Source organism: Thermincola sp. GK-1, assembly GCF_059412445.1.
The window spans coordinates 122,115-143,817 of sequence record NZ_JBSQAT010000004.1; the positions used below are offsets into that span (position 1 = coordinate 122,115).

Annotated in this window: 21 protein-coding genes; 17 read left to right on the forward strand and 4 right to left on the reverse strand. The window is 46.2% G+C overall.

The genetic code is table 11. From position 1 onward, the window contains the following. Positions 1 to 6: 6 nt before the first annotated feature. Positions 7 to 1,710 (forward strand): ABC-ATPase domain-containing protein, encoded by a 1,704-nt coding sequence (locus ACSNJE_RS05325; RefSeq protein WP_495252156.1) that lies wholly within the window; start codon positions 7 to 9, stop codon positions 1,708 to 1,710. Positions 1,711 to 1,742: 32 nt separating this feature from the next. Here the strand turns inward: ACSNJE_RS05325 and ACSNJE_RS05330 are convergent, their stop codons facing one another. Beyond that, entirely contained in the window at positions 1,743 to 3,068 is a 1,326-nt protein-coding gene (locus tag ACSNJE_RS05330; RefSeq protein ID WP_474658963.1) for an S-layer homology domain-containing protein, read from the reverse strand. A 346-nt stretch (positions 3,069 to 3,414) separates the two neighbouring features. On the opposite strand from ACSNJE_RS05330, the gene glgA reads away from it, so the two are divergent. The 7 genes from glgA to ACSNJE_RS05365 all read left to right on the forward strand — a co-directional run bounded on the left by glgA (position 3,415) and on the right by ACSNJE_RS05365 (position 9,990). Next, on the forward strand, positions 3,415 to 4,893 hold the full coding sequence (glgA, locus tag ACSNJE_RS05335) for a glycogen synthase GlgA (protein ID WP_013121200.1): 1,479 nt from the start codon (positions 3,415 to 3,417) through the stop codon (positions 4,891 to 4,893). Positions 4,894 to 5,082: 189 nt separating this feature from the next. After that, positions 5,083 to 5,220 (forward strand): hypothetical protein, encoded by a 138-nt coding sequence (locus tag ACSNJE_RS05340; protein WP_495252157.1) that lies wholly within the window; start codon positions 5,083 to 5,085, stop codon positions 5,218 to 5,220. Between the two features lie 33 nt (positions 5,221 to 5,253). Then, positions 5,254 to 6,144, forward strand: a complete 891-nt coding sequence (locus ACSNJE_RS05345) for a hypothetical protein (RefSeq protein WP_495252158.1) — start codon at positions 5,254 to 5,256, stop codon at positions 6,142 to 6,144. 118 nt (positions 6,145 to 6,262) lie between these two features. Further along, positions 6,263 to 7,483 (forward strand): hypothetical protein, encoded by a 1,221-nt coding sequence (locus tag ACSNJE_RS05350; protein ID WP_495252159.1) that lies wholly within the window; start codon positions 6,263 to 6,265, stop codon positions 7,481 to 7,483. Between the two features lie 30 nt (positions 7,484 to 7,513). Next, positions 7,514 to 8,281 (forward strand): PRC-barrel domain-containing protein, encoded by a 768-nt coding sequence (locus ACSNJE_RS05355; protein ID WP_013121197.1) that lies wholly within the window; start codon positions 7,514 to 7,516, stop codon positions 8,279 to 8,281. A 28-nt stretch (positions 8,282 to 8,309) separates the two neighbouring features. Next, the gene (locus ACSNJE_RS05360) at positions 8,310 to 9,668 is read left to right on the forward strand and encodes a VanW family protein (RefSeq protein ID WP_495252160.1); all 1,359 of its coding nucleotides are present in this window, start codon (positions 8,310 to 8,312) and stop codon (positions 9,666 to 9,668) included. 40 nt (positions 9,669 to 9,708) lie between these two features. Then, positions 9,709 to 9,990: a DUF503 domain-containing protein gene (locus tag ACSNJE_RS05365; RefSeq protein ID WP_013121195.1), complete on the forward strand. Its 282-nt coding sequence runs from the start codon at positions 9,709 to 9,711 to the stop codon at positions 9,988 to 9,990. Positions 9,991 to 10,047: 57 nt separating this feature from the next. On the opposite strand, the gene ACSNJE_RS05370 is transcribed toward ACSNJE_RS05365, so the two are convergent. Beyond that, entirely contained in the window at positions 10,048 to 11,970 is a 1,923-nt protein-coding gene (locus ACSNJE_RS05370; protein ID WP_495252161.1) for an aconitate hydratase, read from the reverse strand. Between the two features lie 299 nt (positions 11,971 to 12,269). On the opposite strand from ACSNJE_RS05370, the gene ACSNJE_RS05375 reads away from it, so the two are divergent. The 3 genes from ACSNJE_RS05375 to trmL all read left to right on the forward strand — a co-directional run bounded on the left by ACSNJE_RS05375 (position 12,270) and on the right by trmL (position 14,754). Then, entirely contained in the window at positions 12,270 to 12,890 is a 621-nt protein-coding gene (locus tag ACSNJE_RS05375) for a Na/Pi cotransporter family protein (protein ID WP_013121193.1), read from the forward strand. Positions 12,891 to 12,929: 39 nt separating this feature from the next. Next, positions 12,930 to 13,709, forward strand: coding sequence for an alpha/beta hydrolase (locus tag ACSNJE_RS05380; RefSeq protein WP_461570095.1), 780 nt, complete (start codon positions 12,930 to 12,932; stop codon positions 13,707 to 13,709). Between the two features lie 586 nt (positions 13,710 to 14,295). Next, entirely contained in the window at positions 14,296 to 14,754 is a 459-nt protein-coding gene (trmL, locus tag ACSNJE_RS05385) for a tRNA (uridine(34)/cytosine(34)/5-carboxymethylaminomethyluridine(34)-2'-O)-methyltransferase TrmL (protein ID WP_013121190.1), read from the forward strand. A gap of 9 nt (positions 14,755 to 14,763) precedes the next feature. Here the strand turns inward: trmL and ACSNJE_RS05390 are convergent, their stop codons facing one another. Further along, a complete protein-coding gene (locus ACSNJE_RS05390) occupies positions 14,764 to 15,417 on the reverse strand; it encodes a CBS domain-containing protein (protein WP_013121189.1) in 654 nt (217 codons plus the stop codon). A 152-nt stretch (positions 15,418 to 15,569) separates the two neighbouring features. Between ACSNJE_RS05390 and ACSNJE_RS05395 the strand changes: the two genes are divergently transcribed. Beyond that, positions 15,570 to 16,670, forward strand: coding sequence for a 6-phosphofructokinase (locus tag ACSNJE_RS05395; RefSeq protein WP_495252162.1), 1,101 nt, complete (start codon positions 15,570 to 15,572; stop codon positions 16,668 to 16,670). 23 nt (positions 16,671 to 16,693) lie between these two features. After that, the gene (locus ACSNJE_RS05400; RefSeq protein WP_495252163.1) at positions 16,694 to 17,443 is read left to right on the forward strand and encodes a class I SAM-dependent DNA methyltransferase; all 750 of its coding nucleotides are present in this window, start codon (positions 16,694 to 16,696) and stop codon (positions 17,441 to 17,443) included. Here ACSNJE_RS05400 and ACSNJE_RS05405 read toward each other — a convergent pair. After that, entirely contained in the window at positions 17,440 to 18,258 is an 819-nt protein-coding gene (locus tag ACSNJE_RS05405; RefSeq protein WP_495252164.1) for a polysaccharide deacetylase family protein, read from the reverse strand. The genes ACSNJE_RS05400 and ACSNJE_RS05405 overlap by 4 nt on opposite strands. Positions 18,259 to 18,394: 136 nt before the next feature. Between ACSNJE_RS05405 and ACSNJE_RS05410 the strand changes: the two genes are divergently transcribed. From ACSNJE_RS05410 to ACSNJE_RS05425, 4 genes are read left to right on the forward strand one after another with little or no spacing between them, the layout of a single operon-like run. Then, positions 18,395 to 18,886: an L-2-amino-thiazoline-4-carboxylic acid hydrolase gene (locus ACSNJE_RS05410; RefSeq protein WP_013121185.1), complete on the forward strand. Its 492-nt coding sequence runs from the start codon at positions 18,395 to 18,397 to the stop codon at positions 18,884 to 18,886. Positions 18,887 to 18,940: 54 nt separating this feature from the next. Continuing rightward, positions 18,941 to 20,482, forward strand: a complete 1,542-nt coding sequence (fdhD, locus tag ACSNJE_RS05415; protein WP_495252165.1) for a formate dehydrogenase accessory sulfurtransferase FdhD — start codon at positions 18,941 to 18,943, stop codon at positions 20,480 to 20,482. Between the two features lie 3 nt (positions 20,483 to 20,485). Continuing rightward, a complete protein-coding gene (mobB, locus tag ACSNJE_RS05420) occupies positions 20,486 to 20,977 on the forward strand; it encodes a molybdopterin-guanine dinucleotide biosynthesis protein B (protein ID WP_495252166.1) in 492 nt (163 codons plus the stop codon). Between the two features lie 2 nt (positions 20,978 to 20,979). Next, positions 20,980 to 21,660, forward strand: a complete 681-nt coding sequence (locus ACSNJE_RS05425; RefSeq protein ID WP_052218849.1) for a Crp/Fnr family transcriptional regulator — start codon at positions 20,980 to 20,982, stop codon at positions 21,658 to 21,660. The last annotated feature ends 43 nt before the right edge of the window (positions 21,661 to 21,703 follow it).

The window sequence follows — 21,703 nt, forward strand, 5'->3', positions numbered from 1 at the left end:
GACGGTATGGAAAAACTGCTTCAGAGTTTAAAAAGGATTGACGGTAAGGGATATAAAGCATATAAGGATATTGTCGGTGTTTATCAGTTCAGGGACTATACCCTGTATATCGACTATGTTCAGGGTGACCCCTTTGCGTCCCCATCAAGAATCAGGGTGAGGGTGCCCCAAAGCTTGGCCCGCTTTCCGGCCGATTTTTGGCATAACAAACCCCGGCGGATTGGGCTGGAAGATTATCTCAGCAGGCGTATTGCAGCTATGATTGGGAAACATTCCCGGGGCATCCGCGGGACGGGGAAAAGCGGGCTGATGTTTATTGATGCCGGTGGTCAGGAAATTTTGGAACGGACAGCCGTGGTGGTGAATGCAGATTATATTGAGGCCAGGATCTCCCTGGGGCTTCCGGCCAGGGGCCGGACGGTGATGGGAAATGTGGCCGCAGCGATGCTGACGGAAGAGTTGCCCAGGATAGTCGCCGATTCTATCTTATTTGGCAATATTCCTGCTAAAGAAGCCCTGTCTTATGTTGAATTGAAAGAAGACCAGGATTTTATCCGTGCAGAGATGAAGAGAAGGAACCTGGTTTGCTTTGTGGCCAACGGATCAATTTTACCCAGGCAAAGCGGAGTCAGCGACAAACCCATGGCCGGAAGGGTTGTGCCTTTTGTATCACCTCCTGATCTAACCGTGGATATGCAATTACCCAATCGGGGACCTGTCAAAGGAATGGGTATTCCAGAGGGCGTTACCCTGATAGTTGGCGGGGGATATCACGGCAAGTCAACCTTATTGAAGGCCATTGAAAGAGGCGTATATGACCATATTCCCGGTGATGGGCGGGAACTGGTGATAACCCGTGCCGATGCAGTTAAAATCAGGGCTGAAGACGGAAGACGGGTGGAGAAGGTAAATATTACGCCCTTTATTAGCAATCTCCCGCATGGCATAGATACGCGGGCTTTCAGCACTGATGACGCCAGCGGCAGTACTTCACAGGCTGCCAACATTATGGAAGCCCTGGAAATCGGAACAGGTTTGCTTCTTTTGGACGAAGATACAAGCGCTACTAATTTTATGATCAGGGATGCCAGGATGCAGGCTCTGGTGGCGAAAGAAAAAGAACCGATTACGCCATTTGTGGACAAGGTAAGGCAGCTTTACAGGGATAAAGGCGTATCGACAATACTGGTAATGGGCGGGTCGGGAGATTATTTCGATGTAGCCGACCTGGTGATTATGATGGATGAATATGTGGCTTACAATATAACAGACCGGGCGAAAGAAGTGGCCCGGTTAAGGCCCAACCAGAGGCTGGCTGAAGGGGGAAAGGGTTTTGGTGCAACGGAACCGAGGGTGGTCCTGATAAGCGGCTTTCGGCCCGAAAAGGGTGGTAAGCCCAAGGTGGATGCGAAGGGCCTGAAAACCATTATTTTTGGTACTTCTTCCGTTGATCTATCTTTTTTGGAACAATTGGTTGATACCAGCCAGACCAGGGCCATAGCCGCCATGATATTTTATATGGCGAAAAAATACATAGATAACCGGCACACTATTCACCAGGCTGTAGATGCTGTTTTTCGGGATATTGAAGAAAAAGGGTTGGATATCCTGGCCCCTTTTTCTGGGCAGCATCCGGGTGATCTGGCCATGCCCCGCAAACAGGAAGTGGCGGCGGCTGTCAACCGGCTGAGGACATTAGCAGTAAAATAAAAGGAGCTTGATCAATCAAGCTCCTTTTATTTTTAAAGACGCTGCACGGGCGTTTCTGTGGTCAATCCGGTAGACTGCTCCCTGAATATTACCTTTTCCGGCATTGCCTTTACTTTTACTTTCACTAGGCTGTATGGGTAAGTTATCGGAAGAGTGTAAAAATTACCAGGAACGGGATCGGTATTAGTATAACGAACTGTTAAAATCTTCTGCTGTTCATCTGCGGGTATAATGCTGTTTATCTCGATACTGTAACCGCCGGTAGTTTTTTCGCCCCGGCAGGCCAACAGGTACAGGTCCGAATCGTCCCGGAAGGCGTAAAATCCTTCGTTGGTTTTAATTTCTTCAAAGAGCTGCTGCAATTTTACCGGAGCATTGTCTAAAGTCAGTTGTTCAAAAGCAACCTGTTCCTGAGCGGGTTCAGGTTCCACAAAAATCAGAGTTTTCCCGTCGGCATCTTTGCAAATTACCCTCAGATAGTCTTCGGGAGCCAATTCATCGGGCCCAACCCAATGCTTATTCTTGTAAATAGCAGGTACCGAACTCAGGGATAGGGTTTGTTCTTCCCGCCCGTCGGCGGCCGGGTGATAAAGGCTTATCTCAGTACCTTCAGGACTTTGCTTTTTTTGAGCCAGTTTACCCTCTGTTATTGTGTACCCTTTTTGTGAAATTTCTGTCGTAAAAACCTTGGCCATAATGGCGGCTACTTCTGCCCTGGAAACGGGGTGGGTTGGGAGAAAGGCACCTTTAGAATTGCCGTTTATCAAGCCTTTCTCATTAGCGAGGGCGACAAAGCCTTTTACGTCAGGATCTATAGCATCGGCATCGGTAAAGTCCAGTTCTTTACCTATTTTTTTGGCATCGCGGGCCAGGCCCAGGGAGCGAATCACCATTACGGCTGCTTCCTGCCTGATCAGGGGTTGCTGCAGTGTCATGTTCTGGACTTCTTTGTAATCGACAATATCGTTGTCGATGGCGTAATCCACATAAGGCACGGCCCACTTGGGCACTTTGAAAATTTCATTTAACAGGTAGTTATCGGAATGCCCCATGTCTTTCGGATCAAAACCGAGCATTTTAACCATCATGACCAGCGCTTCCAGTTTGGTTACAGGGTTGTTTGGCCGGAAAGTATTATCTGCATATCCGTTCATTATACCGCGAAAGTACATTTCTGCAATAAACGGTTCACCCCAGTGCCCCGATACATCGGCGAAGGGCAAAAGGGCCGGCGGTTTGGTTTCTGTCGGTACATTCAACATAAGGGATAAGGAGGGGAAAGCATAGGAACCGGCAGCAAAACTGAAAACAAAAATGAAGATCAGACCCAGTGCAAATATCCTTTTCAACAACTTCATTTTTTAACCTCCTTTCCTTTTTTAGAATTTTGAACAAAAGTTTCTATCGAAACCTCAAGAAAACTTTTGTTGATATCCGGTAATCATGCTTTGAGGTTATCCACAATTTTACCTCAAAGCATAATTTCCTAAAATTAAAACAATAACTTTTTTGTGGAGTTCACATGTGGTGTATTCATACTAATCGTAGGAAAGCTTTCTTTTATGGGGGTTTTCCAAAAAATAGACAAATAAAATGGCGTTCTCCGTTACAACCTAAGAATAAGTTGGCAAGACCGGTATTTGAAGTTAAGAGGGTTAAGAGGTTTGTTTCAATTATTTGCTGAAAAGAGGGAGGCAATTTACTATGTTAGATAAAAACCTGAAAGTTCTGTATGTGGCGGCGGAGGTCGTTCCTTTTGCCAAAACCGGAGGCCTGGCCGATGTGGCCGGTTCTTTACCGAAGGCTTTGACGGCACTGGGAAACGATGTGCGTATTGTGCTCCCCAGATATAAGGGAATTGACTGGCGCCGAACGGTGACTGATTTTCCTGTGGAGATGGCCGGGCAAAAGCAAACCTGCATTATCAGGGAAGGTTCAATTGAGGCGATAGTACCGGGTGGAACGAAGACGGTGCCTGTTTATTTTGTGGATAACTACCATTACTTTGACCGGTACGGGATTTATGGTTATTGGGATGAGGCGGAGAGGTATATCTTTTTCTGTAAGGCGGTCCTGGAGATGCTGCCTTATATTGGTTGGCAGCCGCACATAATTCACTGCAATGACTGGCACACAGGTCCCATTCCTTTATTGCTGAAAACAAAATATCAAAACCGGGATATTTATAAGCGGATAGCCACCTTGTTTACTGTCCATAACCTGCTGTACCAGGGTAACCATGGCAAGGATGTGCTGCGCCTCCTTGGCCTGGGCGAAGAATATTTTCACCCCGACCGGCTGGAATTTTACGGAAAGGTCAGTTTTATGAAGGCGGGCCTGGTGTATGCAGATATATTAAATACTGTTAGTTCAAAATACGCGCGGGAAATTCAAACGCCTCAATACGGTGAAGGGATGGATGGATTATTGCGAAAAAGGGCTCATGACCTTTACGGAATCGTAAACGGGATCAACTTCCACGAGTTTAATCCCAAAACGGACCCGCGTATTTTCCGTAATTACAGTTCCGAGACCTTTGCGGAGAAGAGTGAAAATAAATATGCGCTGCAAAAGGAAATGGGCTTGCCTGTGGAGAGCGTGCCGTTGATAGGGTTGGTTTCACGTCTGGTTGATCATAAAGGACTGGATCTGCTTGCGGAAATATTGGATGAACTCATGAAAGAACGGGTGCAGTTGGTTATATTAGGTACCGGAGAACCGTATTACGAGCGGCTGTTCACCGGTTATAAAAATAAGTACCCCAACAAGATGGCGGTGCATATTGGGTTTAACAGTATTTTGGCGCAAAGGATATATGCCGGTGCAGATATGTTCTTGATGCCTTCAAAACTTGAACCGTGCGGGCTTGGTCAATTGATAGCGCTGCGCTACGGAGCTGTGCCGATAGTCAGGGCTACAGGCGGTTTGGCCGATACCATTGTTGATTACGATCCTTTCACCGGCATGGGAAACGGTTTTAGTTTTGAACCCTATTCGGCCCAAATGCTTTATCATACATTGCAAAGGGCCATCAAACTCTTTTACGACGAACCCGATAAATGGGAAAAACTGGCCCGCACAGGTATGGAACAGGATTTCTCCTGGAACCGGTCGGCGGCTGAGTACCTGGAACTCTATGATAAGGCCCTGGCCAGGACAACCAATCTAATTCAGACTGCATAACCCCTTTACCACTAGGAAATCGAATAGAAATTTATTACAACCACGGAGTACACAGAGGACACGGAGAATTAATGGTAAAAGTAAAGTTTATAGGTTCTCTGGTTTGAGTTATAATTAATTGCTTTGAAATTTTGCCTTTACTTTTTCCTCTGTGGTGTCTCTGTGCCCTTTGTGGTGGGTGGGTAAAGAATGGGTGGGGTGTCCCGGCTACTCCGGAGCTTAGCCGGTATGCGCTGCGGCCTTAAAGGGGAGGGAAAAGGCCGGTTTGGTGATATGACAGAAAATTTGCCTGTCAGACAGGAAAATTATCGGGAAAAGGCGAAATAGCTTTTAGGTAAATTAAAGTAAAGGAGACTTTTGATGGCAAACCATTTTGGCGATGCTTTCGGTCGTACTTTCAAATTGCTGACGGAGAAATGGCAGATGTTTCTTTATCCCTTATTGGGGTCTATAGCCGGATTTTTTATTGTTGTGCCTGTTGCCGTTATCATAGGACTGGTGTTTTTCGGACCGCTGGTGAACAACATGATGCAAGTCTCTAATGATGAAGCCGCCCGCCTATTAATTCAATATCTTTTCAGTCCGGGGGCGGCAGGGGCTGTAGTTCTTGTTATCTTTATCCTTTTGCTTATGGCTGTGCAGGCTTATTTTACCGGGGCGATAAACGGGGTTTTCAGGGATGCTGTTGAGGGGTTACCCCTCAGTGTAGCCCAATATTTCAGAAACGGCTTAAAATACTGGTTCCGCGTCTTTGCTGTTATGCTGGTGGGCGCCGCCATTTTTGGTGTGCCGGTTATTTTGTACCTGAAATTCAGCATTATCAAGAACCTGAATGTCCTGTTACAAAACCCGGACAGTATAGTACCTTCTTTTGTCATGGGTTTCATTGCTTTTGGGCTAATCATGCTGGTTATTACACTGTTGTATAATTTGGTGACCTATTTTTGGCTGCCCTCCCTGATAGTGGGAGAGCATGACTTCTTCGGGAGCCTGAAGGAAAGTGCTAAACTGGGTTTCAAAAACATACTGTACCTGATTGCCCTGGTGGTTATTCAGGTGTTAGCTTACGGAATTTTAAGCATGATAACAAATGTGCGGCCGAACAGTGGATTATTGATACTGTTGAACATAATAGCCAATTACATCTTTAATGTATATTTTGGTTTTTATAAATTTGTTTGGTATGACGAAATGCGTGCAAAACCCAATAATATTGAATCAGGTCCCGATGCAGGTGATATTTTTGTATAGTTGGTTTAAACTGGATATTATGTGGAAATTTTCGAAAATATTAATTTTATGAAGGAATTATGTACCACCTGTCGAATAGTACTTTATACGCATAGTGCGTCCCTGAAGGGGGTCAGTTATGGCCAAATACATTGTGTGGGTATTAATCACAAACGCGGCTTTATTTGGTGTATTTTATTTGGTAGGGCAGAAGAAAGGGTTGAATACCAGGGTTTTTTGGTACATAGCTGGGGTGTCCCTGTTAATCAGTACTCTTTTTCCAATAATGTTAGGTTTGATGAATTGGGTTTTGGTAGTGCTGATGTTAATAGGGTTTATTTTTGTTTGTGCTTACATAATAACAATAGCTGCTCTGAATACCTCGGCAGCCACGCATCTGACGGATGGGATGGAAGAGGTTGCTGCTACACAGGAATTACCGCCTGAAGATAAAAAAATTGAGGCGGAGGGTGTAGAAGACGTAGTAGCGGAAGATGAAGAAGAGGCAGAAGATACAAAACAGGCAGAAGAAACCGGCGATGATGCCGGAGCAAAGATGCAGTATGACGTAACAAAGGAAACGGAACAGGACGGAGCCGGAGAGATTAACACATCCGAAGAAATTTCAGGCACTGCATCGCATGAAGAACCTGAAGAACCGGGCATTATCTCGATTGAAGTGCCGGAAAGATACAATGAAGTATATTACGAAAGTAATGAGTACAAAGAAGTAGAGGAAACAGAAGAAGAAACAGACCTGTTTTCTGTAACAGACCAGGAAAATATCGCAGAACAAGCTGTGAGTATTCCGGAACAGGAGGAAACCTTTTTTCCGGAGGATTCAGGAACGGGAGAAGCTTTTGCACAGGGTTTGGAGTTTGCCGTTTATACGGAAACTGAAAACCAATTACAAGGGGAACCGGATATGAGCGAAGATAAAACAAAGGATGCGGTTCAAGTTGATACGGGCGACCTGCTTAACGACTATATATCCAAAGGCTTTGATGCAAAAATGCAGGGCAAGCTGGACCTGGCCGTTAAGTATTTTGAATCGGCCTTGGAGTTAAACCCTTCGCAAAGCCTGAGATTTTTGATAATTACGGATATGTGCGCCATGTTCAAGGAATTGGGACAGTACAAGAAGGCCAGAGAAGCCTTGCAGGTTTTTTTAAATACCGTTGGCACAAACATCAAGCAGGATATGAAGAGGGATATTCTCTGTGAAATTAAACATTTAGAGCTTCTTATGGAGATGCTGCAGAAGGCTAATACTCCGAACCTGCCTATATCAATGGTGCCGAATTTAATTAAGGTAACCGTTGAAGAGAGATTAGGCCAATGGAAAGCGGAAACCTTTTAAAATACATTTGCTTGATGAGGAGAGTAGGTTATGAAAAGAAGTGGAGAACTTTTAGGCCTGGCCATAATAAGCCTTAATGACGGTAAGGAAGTGGGTAGAGTTAACGACCTGATCATCAATCCCGAGGAAGGGGCCGTTGAGTGCCTGGTTGTGGACGACGGCACCCGTTACCTGGGAGTACGGGTATTGCCATCCAAATTTATCATAGGAGTTGGTGAATACGCCGTAACTATCGAGAGCGCTACAGCTATTACTACTCTGGATGATTTGCCTGATTTGAGCGACCTGTTGGAGAAAAATGTAAAGGTAATCGGGACTAAAGTTTTAACCAAGAAGGGCAAACTGATAGGAACGGTTAGCGAATTTTACGTAGACGAAGAAAACGAGGGCAAAATCGTGGCCTGTGAGTTTACGGCTCCCAATAGCAACGAACCGAAAATTGTCCCGGCGGACGGGGTGGTAACCTTTGGCAAGGATGTTTTAGTAGTTGTCGAAGATGTTGACAAGTTGCTTACAGATAAAAAGACTTTCAGCGGTTTGGCTGAACCGGATACACAAGTTCCTGCAGGGAGCGCTCAGGAAACAGAAGAGCAACAGGATGAAGACAATTCCGAGGCTACCAGGCTTTTTGAGGAACGACAGCGTCAATTCCTGTTAGGCAGAAAGGTCAGTAAGAAAATAGAAACTGAGAAAGGAGAAGTTCTGGCTGAGGAAGGCGACATTATTACGGAAGAATTACTGGAAAAAGTAAAAAGAGCCGGCAAATTTACCGAACTTTCCATGAATACGAGAAGTTAGAACCAAATTTTGCCGGGAGCGTGTGTCTATGCCTTCCAGAAAAAAGGTTTTTACAGGAATATTATCATTAATCGCCATTCAAGTGGCGGTTAGTGTTTTTGGGGCCGTTTTTTTCTTGGCTCCGGCAGATAATGAATTGATTTATGAAGGGGTTTTGGTGGAGAATATTGATTTGGGCGGACTGGATAAATCGGCAGCCGAAGAAAAACTGACCCGGGCCTTGGAACCGGGTCTTCGTAACTCTGCCATTACACTGACTTTCCGCAGCAAACAATGGACGTTGCCATATAGCCAACTCGGTATTTATGCCGATTATAAAAAGACTGTGGAGGAAGCTTATAATACAGGCCGGGGAAATAACCATTTCTTAAAAATGTTCGATTCTTTCAGGATTCGCATGAATGAGGTTGAACTGCCGTTAGCATTCCGGTTTGACGAAGAGAAAATGAGAAAAAGTTTGCAGGAATTGGCCGCTGAGATTAACCGGTCCCCCAAAAATGCCGGAGTTATTCTGCTGGATAACAAATTACAGGTGACCCCCGAACAAAAAGGGTATCGATTGGATGAAGAGGCTTCCCTGCAAGCTATTAAAAATGCTGTTATACAAAGGAAAGAGTCTTGCCGGTTAACTGTACGGCAAGTGGCTGCCGAGGTTAGTGCGGGGCAGTTAAAAGACGTTAGGGACGACCTGGCCGTGGCCGTTACCGGTTTTGATGCCGCTGATAAAAACCGGCGAGCCAACATTATCCTGGCAGCGGAAAGTATAAACAATTCTTTAGTTAAACCGGGTGAAACCTTTTCATTTAACTATACTGTGGGCCAGAGAACCGTTCAAAGGGGCTATAAAAATGCCAAAGTAATCAGTAACAGTAATTTGACGGATGGTATCGGCGGGGGAGTCTGCCAGGTATCGACCACTTTATACCGGGCTGTATTAATGGCCGGCCTGCAGATAGTGGAAAGACATCCCCATAGCCTACCGCCCGATTATGTCCCCATTGGACAGGATGCTGCTGTGGCTGACGGCCAGCTTGATTTGAAATTCAAAAATAACACCGCCTTTCCTGTGCTGATAGCTGTTTCTGTTTCTGACAGTGAATTGCTTGTCAGGTTAATAGGCAAGAAGCAGGGTAATAAAAAATATCGCCTGGTTTCCGATATCTACGAGATAATTGAACCGAAGGTTACAGTGAAGAAGGACGGCACCATGCCCAAAGGCGAAACAACGGTACTGGTCAGCGGTCAGAAAGGGTATCGGGTTAAGGTATTTCGGGTGACGGAGCCGGAAGGGAAAAAGGAATTGGTCTCTGAAGATTACTATAAACCCCTGGCCACCGTGGTCCGGGTCGGTACGAAAACCAACAAAGACCTGCGCAACAGAAAATAACATGAAGGCAATCATTAACTTGCCGGTGGGGGTATCTTCGTTGTTTGTAGGGATATGCAGCGTGGACATTCACATTCCCTGGGCCCGTTCGTTAAAGGATAAACGGCAGGAGCTCAAAGGTATTATAGACAAACTGAAAAACAGATTTAACGTTTCTGTAGCCGAAGTAGCTGCCCAGGACTTCTGGCAGCATGCCGTACTGGGCATATCTACCGTCAGCGCCAGCGCAGACCTGACGCGGCAGACTCTACAGAAGGCTGTGGATTACATTGAAGAGAATGCCAATGTGGAAGTGGTGGATTTTAATATTGAAGTTCTATAGTAAGCAGAAGGCCCAAGTCACTGCGTCAGGCAGTGATTTGGGCCTTTATTGACGGTGTTAACTGTTCTGTTTCTTTGTATAATTCAACAAGCCGCCGGCCTTGATGATATCCACCTGCCTTGGCGAGAGGCCATGTTCCATCGTAATTTCTTTACCGTTGGCCAAGTTGGTTACCGTGACTTTACCTGCTTCCGCCATTTTGGAAAAATCAATGGCAAGCTTGTCTCCCTGGCCGATAGCGTCGTAATCGGTTTCATTTATAAAGGTTAACGGCACGATGCCGAAGTTTATCAGGTTAGCCCTGTGAATCCGGGCAAAAGACTTGGCCAGTACGGCTTTTACGCCCAGGTACATAGGAGCCAGCGCGGCGTGTTCCCGGCTGGAGCCCTGGCCGTAGTTGTGGCCGCCCACGATAAACCCGCCTCCGGCAGCCAAAGCCCGCTCTGCAAAGGTGGGATCAATAGCGGAAAAAACGTACTGGGAAATAGCCGGTATATTTGACCTGAGAGGCAGTATCTTGGCCCCGGCCGGCATGATGTGGTCGGTGGTAATGTTATCTCCCACTTTCAATAGTACGGAACATTCTACCTTCTCAGGAAGCTCCCTGTTTATAGGCAGCGGCTTGATATTGGGACCGCGCACCACTTCCACGGTACTGGGGTCTTCGGCCGGAGGGAGAACCATGCTGTCGTCAATTAAAAACTTTTCCGGCTGAGCAATTTCGATGGGTGCGCCCAGATCCCTGGGGTCTGTTAAAACGCCTTTGATGGCCGAGGCGGCAGCCACTTCCGGGCTGACCAGGTATACTTGGGCGTCAGCGGTACCGCTGCGACCTTCAAAGTTCCGGTTAAAGGTCCTTAAAGATATGCCGCCGGAACAGGGGGATTGTCCCATACCGATGCACGGGCCGCATGCCGATTCCAGAATTCTGGCTCCGGCAGAAATAATATCCGCCAGGGCGCCGTTTCTCGCCAACATTTCAAAAACCTGTTTGGAACCGGGTGATATAACTAGGCTTACATCGGGATGGACTTTTTTGCCTTTGAGGATGCCTGCTACCTTCATCATGTCCGTAAAAGAAGAGTTTGTGCAGCTACCGATGGCGACCTGGTTCACCGCGATGGGCCCCACTTCTTTTACCTTGGCTACCCGGTCAGGGCTGTGCGGCTGTGCCACCATTGGTTCCAATTCGCTTAAGTTTATCTCCAGATATTCGTCGTAAACGGCGTCTTCGTCTGCTTTTATTTCCTGCCAATCCTGTTCGCGGCCCTGGGCCTTCAGGAACAGCCTGGTTACCTCGTCACTGGGGAAGATAGAGGTGGTGGCCCCTAATTCAGCTCCCATGTTGGTGATGGTGGCCCTTTCCGGAACAGACAGGGTGGCCACTCCCGGGCCGCTGTATTCAATGACTTTGCCCACGCCGCCCTTAACAGAGAGGATGCGCAGGATTTCCAGGATGATGTCTTTGGCGGAAACCCAAGGTTGCAAATGACCGGTAAGTTTTATATTCAGAACTTTGGGCATGTTCAGGTAAAAAGGACCGCCGCCCATAGCAACAGCCACATCCAGCCCACCGGCTCCGATTGCCAGCATACCTATACCGCCACCGGTAGGGGTATGACTGTCGGAACCGAGCAGAGTTTGCCCGGGCACGCCAAAACGTTCCAGGTGAACCTGGTGACATATTCCGTTGCCGGGTCTGGAAAAATAGATCCCGTGTTTTGCTGCCACGGTCTGCAGAAATCTGTGGTCGTCGGCGTTTTCAAAGCCGGTCTGCAGGGTGTTATGGTCAACGTAGCTGACTGATAGCCTGGTTTTTACCCTTGGCACCCCCATGGCTTCAAACTGCAGGTAAGCCATGGTACCGGTAGCATCCTGGGTTAATGTCTGATCAATTTTAATGGCAATTTCTTTGCCAGGTTCCATTTGGCCTGAAACCAAATGCGCTTTGATGATTTTTTGTGCAATATTCTCTCCCATTTTGCCCTCCTTGGTTAGAAAATCGGTCCAACATTTCGCCGTACTCCCGTGGTCATTTCCGAGAACCTACTTAACTTAATGTACCAGAAAAAGCGGTGGGTGTCAATCAGTCCATGGTTTCGGACCCTTTGGCGGCAGTAAAGAGGATAAACGTTATTTTTGCCGAATACTATAACTACCGTTCAGTTTTTCCACCACCCATTGACGACTGAAATTTTCCGTTTTACGGCAAAACAGGCAGGTCTAAAGCCATTTTTCTGCTATAATATAAGAAATATTATGGCAGGGAGGTAGGTCTTATGACTGGTGTAAACTCAGACTGCAGGAAAATGGAAATGCTGAAAAACCTGGGTGAATTAACGTTTTATGTCCGGTCCATGCTTACGAAAATCTTCGAAGGCTTCTTGCAGCATAAAAAGGGTGTGCTGGCTTCTGCTGAAGAATATGGATCAAAGGCTGACGGCCTGATTAATCAGCTTACGGCTGACGTTCTTTCTCCGGCGGAGGGGACAGGGGAAGAGGTTGACAGGACCACCGTTCTGCAGTTTCTCAAATCCATGGAGCAGATCAAGTACTCCGCAGTGAAAATTGGCGAGAGTGTTAATAGCAAGATCAAAGACGGAGTCCTATTTAGTGATAAGGCCGTTACCGAATTAAAAGATGTTTTTGACGTGGTGCTGGACTGCCTGAAGAATGCCGGTGATTTGGCAGTGACCGGGAATAAAGTTATTGCCGGGCACCTGATTAGCCGGGCCGATCTTTATAACAGGGTGGTCATGGACTATGCTACCGAGCACGAAGAGCGTTTAATTCGCGGCATTTGTTTGCCGAAGTCATCAATTATTTACCTGACCATGATGGACAGCTTAAAAGATATTTTATGGAATATTAAAATTATAGGTAAAGCTTTTAACAAATGACCCTAACCGGGTCATTTATTACGCGCAGGGAGGGCCTGTATGAGAAATGTCAGCTTTTTAAACAGCAGTGGACAGCGCTTAGCCGGGGTACTGCACCAACCAGACGATTGGCTGGGAGGGCCTACGATTGTTATTTGTCATGGGTTTCGTGGCTCCAAAGAGGGCAGTGGCAAGGCGGCCGTCTTTTCCGAAGAGGCTGTTGCCAGGGGCTACCGGGTATTGAGGTTTGATTTTGCCGGAACAGGGGACAGTGAAGGGGATTTTGCCAATATCACATTAACAGGATATATGGATGACCTTGCTTCAGCGATAGATTACCTCAGTAGAGAATCGAAGGGCCCCTTCATAGCTTTGGGCAGGAGTTTCGGCGGAACCACGGCTATCTGCCGCGCTGCTTTAGATAACCGAATTGCCGGGGTTTGTACCTGGGGCTCGCCTCACGATTTGGAAAAACTATTTATCGAGCCTTTAGATACTTATTACGGTCCTTTAGGTGTCGACGAAGATAAGGTCTACCATATTGAAACCGAAACAGACAGCTATGAATTGAAAGCAGGTTTTTTCATAGATCTGAAAAGATACAACGTGTTAAAAAATGTGCAGTCTGTTGCGCCGCGGCCTGTTCTGATTATTCACGGCAGTGAAGACTGCACCGTGCCTATGGAACAGGGCATCAAGCTCTTTGAAAATGCGCGGTATCCCAAAGAGTTGGCGATAATCGCCGGAGCGGACCACCGTTTTACCAGGAATTTCCGATATGTTTTTGATACCACTTTAAAGTGGCTGGAAAAATATTTTCCCGCAGGTTCAGCCAGGTGAAACTGAATTATAGCAAGACTAAGTTTCATAAAAATGATTTACCTGAACAATAAATTACTTTTTTAGAAAAGGGCCCAGGTCTGACAGGAAATAAAATTGTTGCATCGAAATAAATTTTACTAAAGGCAATAAATGCAAAAATATTTACAGTTCCTATGTAGTATATAAATACTGTTTTCGCCTGGAGTATCTTTTCTAAAAAAGGGGTCTTTGACCATGCGGGAACGGTTTATTTTGGTGTTTATATTTCACTTATTTTTTCTTTCTTTGGTGTTGTTGCCCAAAAACATTAAAGGTCCTGTGCTCTTTGTATTCAGCTCCGTTCCTATCCGCTTCCTGGACCTGGTTACATTTCTATTAATTGTAGGCGGTTCAATATACTTATACTCGATGCTGTTTAGATATTTGTTAAAACAGCAGCAGAAGACACATGAAAGGGAAAAGGTCGACCAAGACATCAAATCCTGAATCTGTTGTCGGCAGCAAAGACTGCGTGCTAGGGGTGAACAAAATTGTACGGGTGAATAAGAATGTAGTGCAGTACGGAAAAATAAAAGGGACTATTATCAGAAATAGGAGGACAAACATGAACATAGTCTTAGTAGAACCTGAAATTCCCGCCAATACCGGCAACATAGCCAGAACCTGTGCTGTTACAGGTTCTGTTTTGCATTTAGTAAAGCCTTTGGGTTTTTCGGTAGATGACAAGCATTTAAAAAGAGCCGGCCTGGATTACTGGCACCTGCTGGATATCCGGTATTACGAAAATTTTCAGGAACTAAAGGCGAAATATCCTGCCAGCAGGTTCTATTATGTGACCACCAAGGGCAAGAAATTCTATACCGACGTTCCATATTCCGCCGATGATTTCCTAGTTTTCGGCAAGGAAACGGCCGGTTTGCCGAAGGAGCTGCTGGAAGAAAATGCGGAGTTCTGTATCCGCATTCCCATGATAAACAATGTCAGGTCTCTGAACTTATCCAACTCAGTAGCTATAGTATTATATGAGGCCTGGCGCCAGCAGGGTTTTCCGTCAGGCACTTAAAATACCTTTTTAGGCACAGGGTAGAGAAACGGAGTTTTCTATACATGTAATATCGGTAACTGTATAGCCGTGGGACTTTAATTCTTTCAGAAACTGTTCCGCTTTTTCCCGGCGAATCTTCAAGACAATCTCCGTTTCAAAGGTAACCATATGGTCGATTAATACCCCAAATTTATCTGCCAGTCGCACCAAATCCGATAGGAAACCTATTTTCTTCCGGTAGGGGATAGTAACCCGCACACCGGATTTGCCAAGCCCCAGGGAATTGATAAAGGCTTCGATGACGTCGGTGCGTGAAATCAGTCCTATCACTTTGGAATGTTCAATCACCGGCAGGCAGCCTATTTTATGGTTCTTCATAAGCAGGGCCGCTTCCTCTATGGTAATGTGCGGATTAATATGATAAGGATTGGGAACCATAACTTGCGTGATAGGTGTCCTCAGAAGAAGGTTTGTTTCAAAAGTTTTCCGTTCGTCGTGCTTATTCCTGGGGAAGATTTTCAGGAGGTCCGATTCAGAAGTTACGCCCACTAAATGTTGTTTTCTGTCAACTACCGGCAGGTGGCGAACATCATGCTGTCTGATAAGTTCCAGGGCTTCCCCTACGGTGGCCTTTTCCGTTATAAGCACAACGGGTTGGGCCATCAGGTCTTTAACCAGCATTGCAATCACCTTCTTTGCTCAGACTTATAATAACTTTTCGACGTTATTCGATTAAAATCCTTGTGTTTTGCGGAAAAAGTGGCGGCTGGAGAGGATTTCCTGTCAGAGTGTCGAAAACAAAATTTTAATTATTGCGAAAGGAGGCTCATTAAATGAGTACTGGGGTAATAAAAAGGATAGGCGTCTTAACGGGCGGCGGAGACTGTCCCGGTTTGAATGCCGTCATTCGGGCGGTGGTAAAAACGGCTATTAATCAGTATGGTTTAGAAGTGTATGGCATTATGGACGGCTTTGGTGGACTGATTCATAACCAGTATACAAAACTGGATGTCAGGAGTGTGTCCGGCATTTTACCCAGGGGTGGAACTATTCTCGGCACTACCAACAGGGATAATCCTTTTCGCTATCCTGTGAAGAAGAATGGGGAAACGGTTTACGTTGACAAATCTGATGAAATTATTGCCAATCTCAAAAAATTGGAGATCGATGCTCTGATTATTATAGGTGGAGACGGCAGCCTCAGTATTGGGAAGGAATTTTGGGATAAAGGATTTCCGGTTATTGGTATCCCCAAGACCATAGATAACGACCTTTCGGCCACGGATATAACCTTCGGTTTTGATACGGCCCTGCATACGGCTACAGATGCTATCGACAAGCTGCATACTACGGCTGAGTCCCATCACCGGGTGATGATCCTGGAAGTTATGGGCCGCTATGCCGGCTGGATAGCCCTGGAAGCGGGGATAGCCGGCGGGGCCGACGTTATTCTGATTCCGGAAATCCCCTTTACAATTGAGGCAGTTTGCAGGAAAATCAGGGAACGAAAGGACAACGGAAAGAAATTCAGCATCATAGTTGTGGCCGAAGGTGCCAGGAAAAAGGGCGGGGAGATGGTGGTAGCTAAGGTAATTCCCGACAGCGCCGACCCCATCCGCCTTGGCGGTATAGGCAATAGTATTGCTGAAGAAATTGAAAAGTGTTCGGGTATGGAAACCAGGGTTACGGTGCTTGGCCACCTGCAGAGAGGAGGTAGCCCTACACCTTTTGACCGTATTCTGAGCACCCGGTATGGGGCTTGTGCTGTTAAAGCCTTGATGGAAGGTAAATTCGGCCATATGGTCTGTCTGAGAAATACCCGTATAGAAACTGTTCCAATCGCCGACGCCGTAAAGCAGTTGCGTAAGGTACCGCCTGACGGTGACAAAGTATTTGCGGCCAAATCGGTAGGGATCAGTTTTGGTGATGAATAAAACAAACCTGGAGACGATTATTGATGGACCAGTATGTTAAGCTTGCCGACATTTACGATTATTTGGTGCAGGGCGTTGATTATGACGATTGGTTTAACTATATTCGGGAAATCGCTGGCAGGTTCAATGTAAAGCTGACCAGCGTCCTGGATCTGGCCTGTGGTACAGGCAATACAACTCTGCCTTTTGCTAGACACAGTATAAAAGTATACGGTTTGGACCTTTCCGGGGCCATGCTGGATAAAGCCAGGGAAAAAGCCGCGGCGGAAAACCTGACCGTTGAATTCCTACAACAGGATATGCGTGAACTACGATTGCCGGAAAAGGTGGATCTGGTGACCTGTTACCACGACGGGTTAAATTACATAACGGCATATACCGACATGGTAAAAGTTTTCCACGGAGTCTACACCGCTCTCCGGCCTGGCGGATTATTCATTTTTGACATGAACGCTGTTGCCAAACTGGCCAAAGGAGCGAGCAACGATACCACCTTCCTCGATGAAGAGGATATGTCTCTTATTTGGGAGACCGACTACAATCATGCGGAAGACTTATGGGAAATAAGGTTAACGGGTTTCATTAAGAAAGGGGCTCTTTACGAGAAGTTCTACGAAGTTCACCAGGAGAAATATTATTCAAGAGATGAAATAATAGCGGCTTTGGGACGAACGGGCTTTGAACTGCTGGCAGAATACCACGGATTCACTTTTGACCCGCCAAACCCTGCGACCAGAAGGATCTTTTATGTTGCCCGTAAACCGAACGGTTAATAGGGTTCTCCTTCCACGGCGGTTATGAAACCGGTTCTGTTGGTATAACCGGTAATGCGGAAACGGTTTAACCTATAAGGGTCGGAAGTTTTAATAACGGGACCGATAGCAGTGGTAAAGGCGCAGGAATAACCTGCTTTTTTAACCATTTGCGCCACATCGTCATCCAAATTGCCGTAAGGATAGGCAAAACTGGTAACGGGGACGCCCAGCCGTTTTTCCAGTGCCCTTTTGCTTTCAGCGATTTCATAAGCGGCAACAGTTCTGTTTATTCTGGCCAGATGGGGATGACTTAAGGTATGGGAACCAAATTCAAAACCATACCGTTTCATCTCCATTATCTGATTCCAGTTAAGCAGTTTGTTATAAGGCTGTTTGCCTATTTTCACATCCCATACGTTGTAGCGGCCGATATCATCGGCCACGAGGAAAATAACACCCTTAAAGCCGTAACGCTTCATAACCGGGTAAGCAAAAAGATAGTTGTCTTCATAACCGTCGTCAAAAGTAATCAAGATTGGCCTTTTTGGCAGGGTTTTTTTGTAGCGCAGGTAGTTTATGAGATCTGTGCTGGAGATAGTCGTGAAACCGCGCTGTTTTAGGTATCGCATCTGCCAGCTAAATTCGTTGGGGTCAACCCGTAAGCCCTTGCCGCCGCTTGACCTGTAAGGATTGACTTTGTGATACATCAGGACAGGGATAGGCCTTTGGTTATCTGTTAATTTCAGCGCTGGGGCCTCTGCTCTGCCGGCCAGAAAAGTAATAAAGGCAAAGATTAGGACAAGCAATATTAACAGGTGGGAAAATTTCCGCATAACACGGGCATTCCTTTCCTTTGTAAAATTGCTTTTTTCAACAATATATCACATATTTGTTGTCCAGTGTTATAAAAAAAATCGGTAATATTTATCTCTTTTAATAATTGCCTGAATGGACAATGAGGAGGTCAATATGGAGGACAAAGTAACCGGAGAAGAACTAAGGGACGCGGTGCGGGCAGCCATAGAAGACAGGGCTGTTTGGCTGTACCTTATCCTGAAGGAATTACAGGGCGGTAAAGAAATTACGGAGGTTCCTGCTGTTTCGGAAGCAATATTTAAATTTGGACGGCAAAAAGGAGAACAGATGCCGCCTGCCGATAACCCAGGCGATTGGGCCAGAAGCCTGATAACGCCGGTGGGCAGCATGGTGTTTGAACAAAAGCTGGTTGAGGAAAATGATAACCGGGCAGTTATTGAATTTTCGTACTGTCCACTGGTGGAAGCCTGGAAAAAGCAAGGGGCTTCTGATAAAGAAGTGGCTGCCCTTTGCAAAATGGCCAGGTGTGGCGACCATGGGCGGATAGCCTCTTTTCCTTTCAAGCTTACTTTTGAAAAATTGCTGGCGGAAGGGGATAAAGTATGCCGGCTGTTGGTTGAGAGGGAAGATATTCGACAAGAATAAGTTTTTCAAGTATAATTTAAGAAAGTTTCTTAATTATTATTTTGGGGTGACTACATGGAAGACGGTAGCCTGGTCATATTATCCGGCGGTCAAAACACCCGCATGGGACAGAACAAGGCCTTTTTAAGGGTCCGGGATGTCCCCATTATAGAAAAAATCATTGGCGAACTGGGGACGGTATTTAAAGAAATCATTATTGTAACTAACGCTCCCCATGCTTATAAAGGTTTGCAAAATATTCGCATAGTCACCGATATTTATCCTGGCAAAGGGCCCTTGAGTGGTATCCATGCCGGGTTGACCCATGCATCCCTGGACAGAAGTTTAATAGTGGCCTGTGATATGCCTTTCGTAGCCAGAAAAACGGCACAGCGGCTGTTTCGCCAAAGCCGCGGTTGGGATGTTACCGTTCCGGTTATAGAGGGGAAATACCAACCTCTGTTTGCTATTTATGCTAAAAGCTGTCTAAAACCCATTGAGCAGCAGTTGCAGGCGGGGATATATAAAATTACGTCCTTTTACAGCCAGGTTCGGGTAAGAGAAATAGATTACAGTGAACTGAATAACGGAATTACGCCGGAAAAGTTTTTTTACAACGTAAATACCCCCGCGGAACTGGAAGAAGCCAGAAAAATGGCAACAGAAATAGGTGGGAAAGACAATATTCGGGAAGACAACATTCATGAAGACAACATTCATGAAGAAAATACTCAGGAAGATAATTCCCAGGAAAAAAATTCTCTGGAAGACAATCAGGAAAATAATACTCCGGAAGACAAAATCCAGGAGGATAATGCTCAGCGAAGAAGTGCTCGGCAGGATAAGAAATACCTTCAGGCTTACCGCTGGAAAGCCGGGATGGTAGAGCTAATAGATGACCCGCTGGCAGCAGAAAGTCCTCTGACTGTTTTTCTGAACGACCAGGAAATTGTGACCCTTTTATGCTCACCGGTAAACCAGGACGAACTGGCTGTGGGGTTCCTTGTCTCTGAAGGGCTGATAAAAGGGGATGCCGGAGAAATCAGGGTAAGGGTTGACTGTGAACGGGGAATGGCCTGGGTAACAGCCGATAAGGTCAGTATTATTGCTGAGCAGACTTTTTTGAAACGATATATCACAACGGGCTGCGGTAAGGGTACCACTTTTTATAATGTTATGGACGCCAAATGCCGGCCGGTGACGGGTCAGATCACAGTTGCGGCTGAAAAGATTATTGAATTGATGACCCGGACCCAGCAGGTTTCCCGCCTGTTCAAGGATACGGGAGGTGTGCACCTGGCAGCACTCTGTTCCGTGGAAAGGATGATTTTATACCGGGAAGATATAGGACGCCATAATGCCCTGGATAAGATTGTGGGCAGGTGTTACATGGACAATATATCTGTGGATGATAAAATCCTTTTCACAACGGGTAGGCTTTCTTCGGAAATTCTTCTCAAAGTGGCTAAATTGGGAGCGCCTATCCTGGTTTCCAGGTCAGCGCCGACCGAATTGGCGGTAAAACTGGCGAGACAACTGGGGGTAACCCTGATCGGTTTTGCCAGGGGCGGGCGCTTTAACCTTTATGCCAATGAATACCGGGTCCTGGGGGGTTGACCAGTGATTCCTTTTGTAGGGATTGTAGGGTTCTCCAATACGGGCAAGACTACATTAATGGAAAAACTTATCCGGGAATTGACCGTCAGGGGTTACCGGGTGGCAGCCATTAAACACCATCACCGGGATATGGAATTTGACCGGCCGGGCAAGGATACATGGCGGCACGCCCAGGCCGGGGCGGCAACAGTTATGCTGGTTTCTCCATACCAAATGGTAAAAATTTCAAAAAGTGAGCAAAAAATAGGACTGCAAAAGGCGCTGCAGGAGATTACCGATGCTGATATAATTTTAGTTGAGGGATTTAAAAAAGAAAAGATGCCCAAAATCGAAGTGTTTCGCGGTTCGGTGCATGATGCCCTTATTACGTCCCGGGAGGAATTGGTGGCCGTCGTGGCTTCCGACAGGGAATTTACCGGCGTGCCCTGTTACGGGCCGGATGATGTTAAAGGATTGGCCGACCTTATAGTAAAAGAGTTTTTGAAGGAGGGATAGCTTTGCTGACTGTCCGGGAAATTATCGGGAACACTCCTATTTTTGCCGGTCTGGAGGAAAATGAACTACAGCAGATAGAAGATATTGTTGTAATAAGGAATTATAAGAAAAACATGATCATTTTTATGGAAGGGGAGCCGGGCGAGGCCCTGTTCTTTATCATCTCCGGCAAAGTTAAGGTATACAAGCTGGCAGAAGACGGTCGGGAACAGATTTTGCACATCTTAAAAGAAGGCGATGTATTTGCCGAGGTGGTTTTTATTGACAAAGGCAACTACCCGGCGACAGCCCAGGTGCTCGAAGACAGTCAGATAGGGCTTATCCGAAACGATGATTTTGAACGACTGGTGCGGGAAAACCCCGATATTGCGCTCAGCCTGCTAAGAGTTATGACCTATCGTTTACGCCAGGCGCAGATTCAGATCAGGGATATCGCTCTGCGGGATACCTATGGACGTGTGGCCAGCATGCTGCTGATGCTGGCTAAAGAACACGGCTTAACCTGCGCAGAAGGAATAAAAATTGACCTTTCTCTGAGCAGGCAGGAATTGGCCAATTTGATCGGAACCACCAGAGAAACTGTAACGAGAGTCCTGAGTGATTTCAATAAAAGCAATATTATTCGGCTGGACAGGCAGGTAATAACCATTCTGGACGAAAAGAAACTGCGCAGTTGGATGTGATATGCGTCATTTTTTTGCATCCAGCCCTTTGGTATAATGCAAG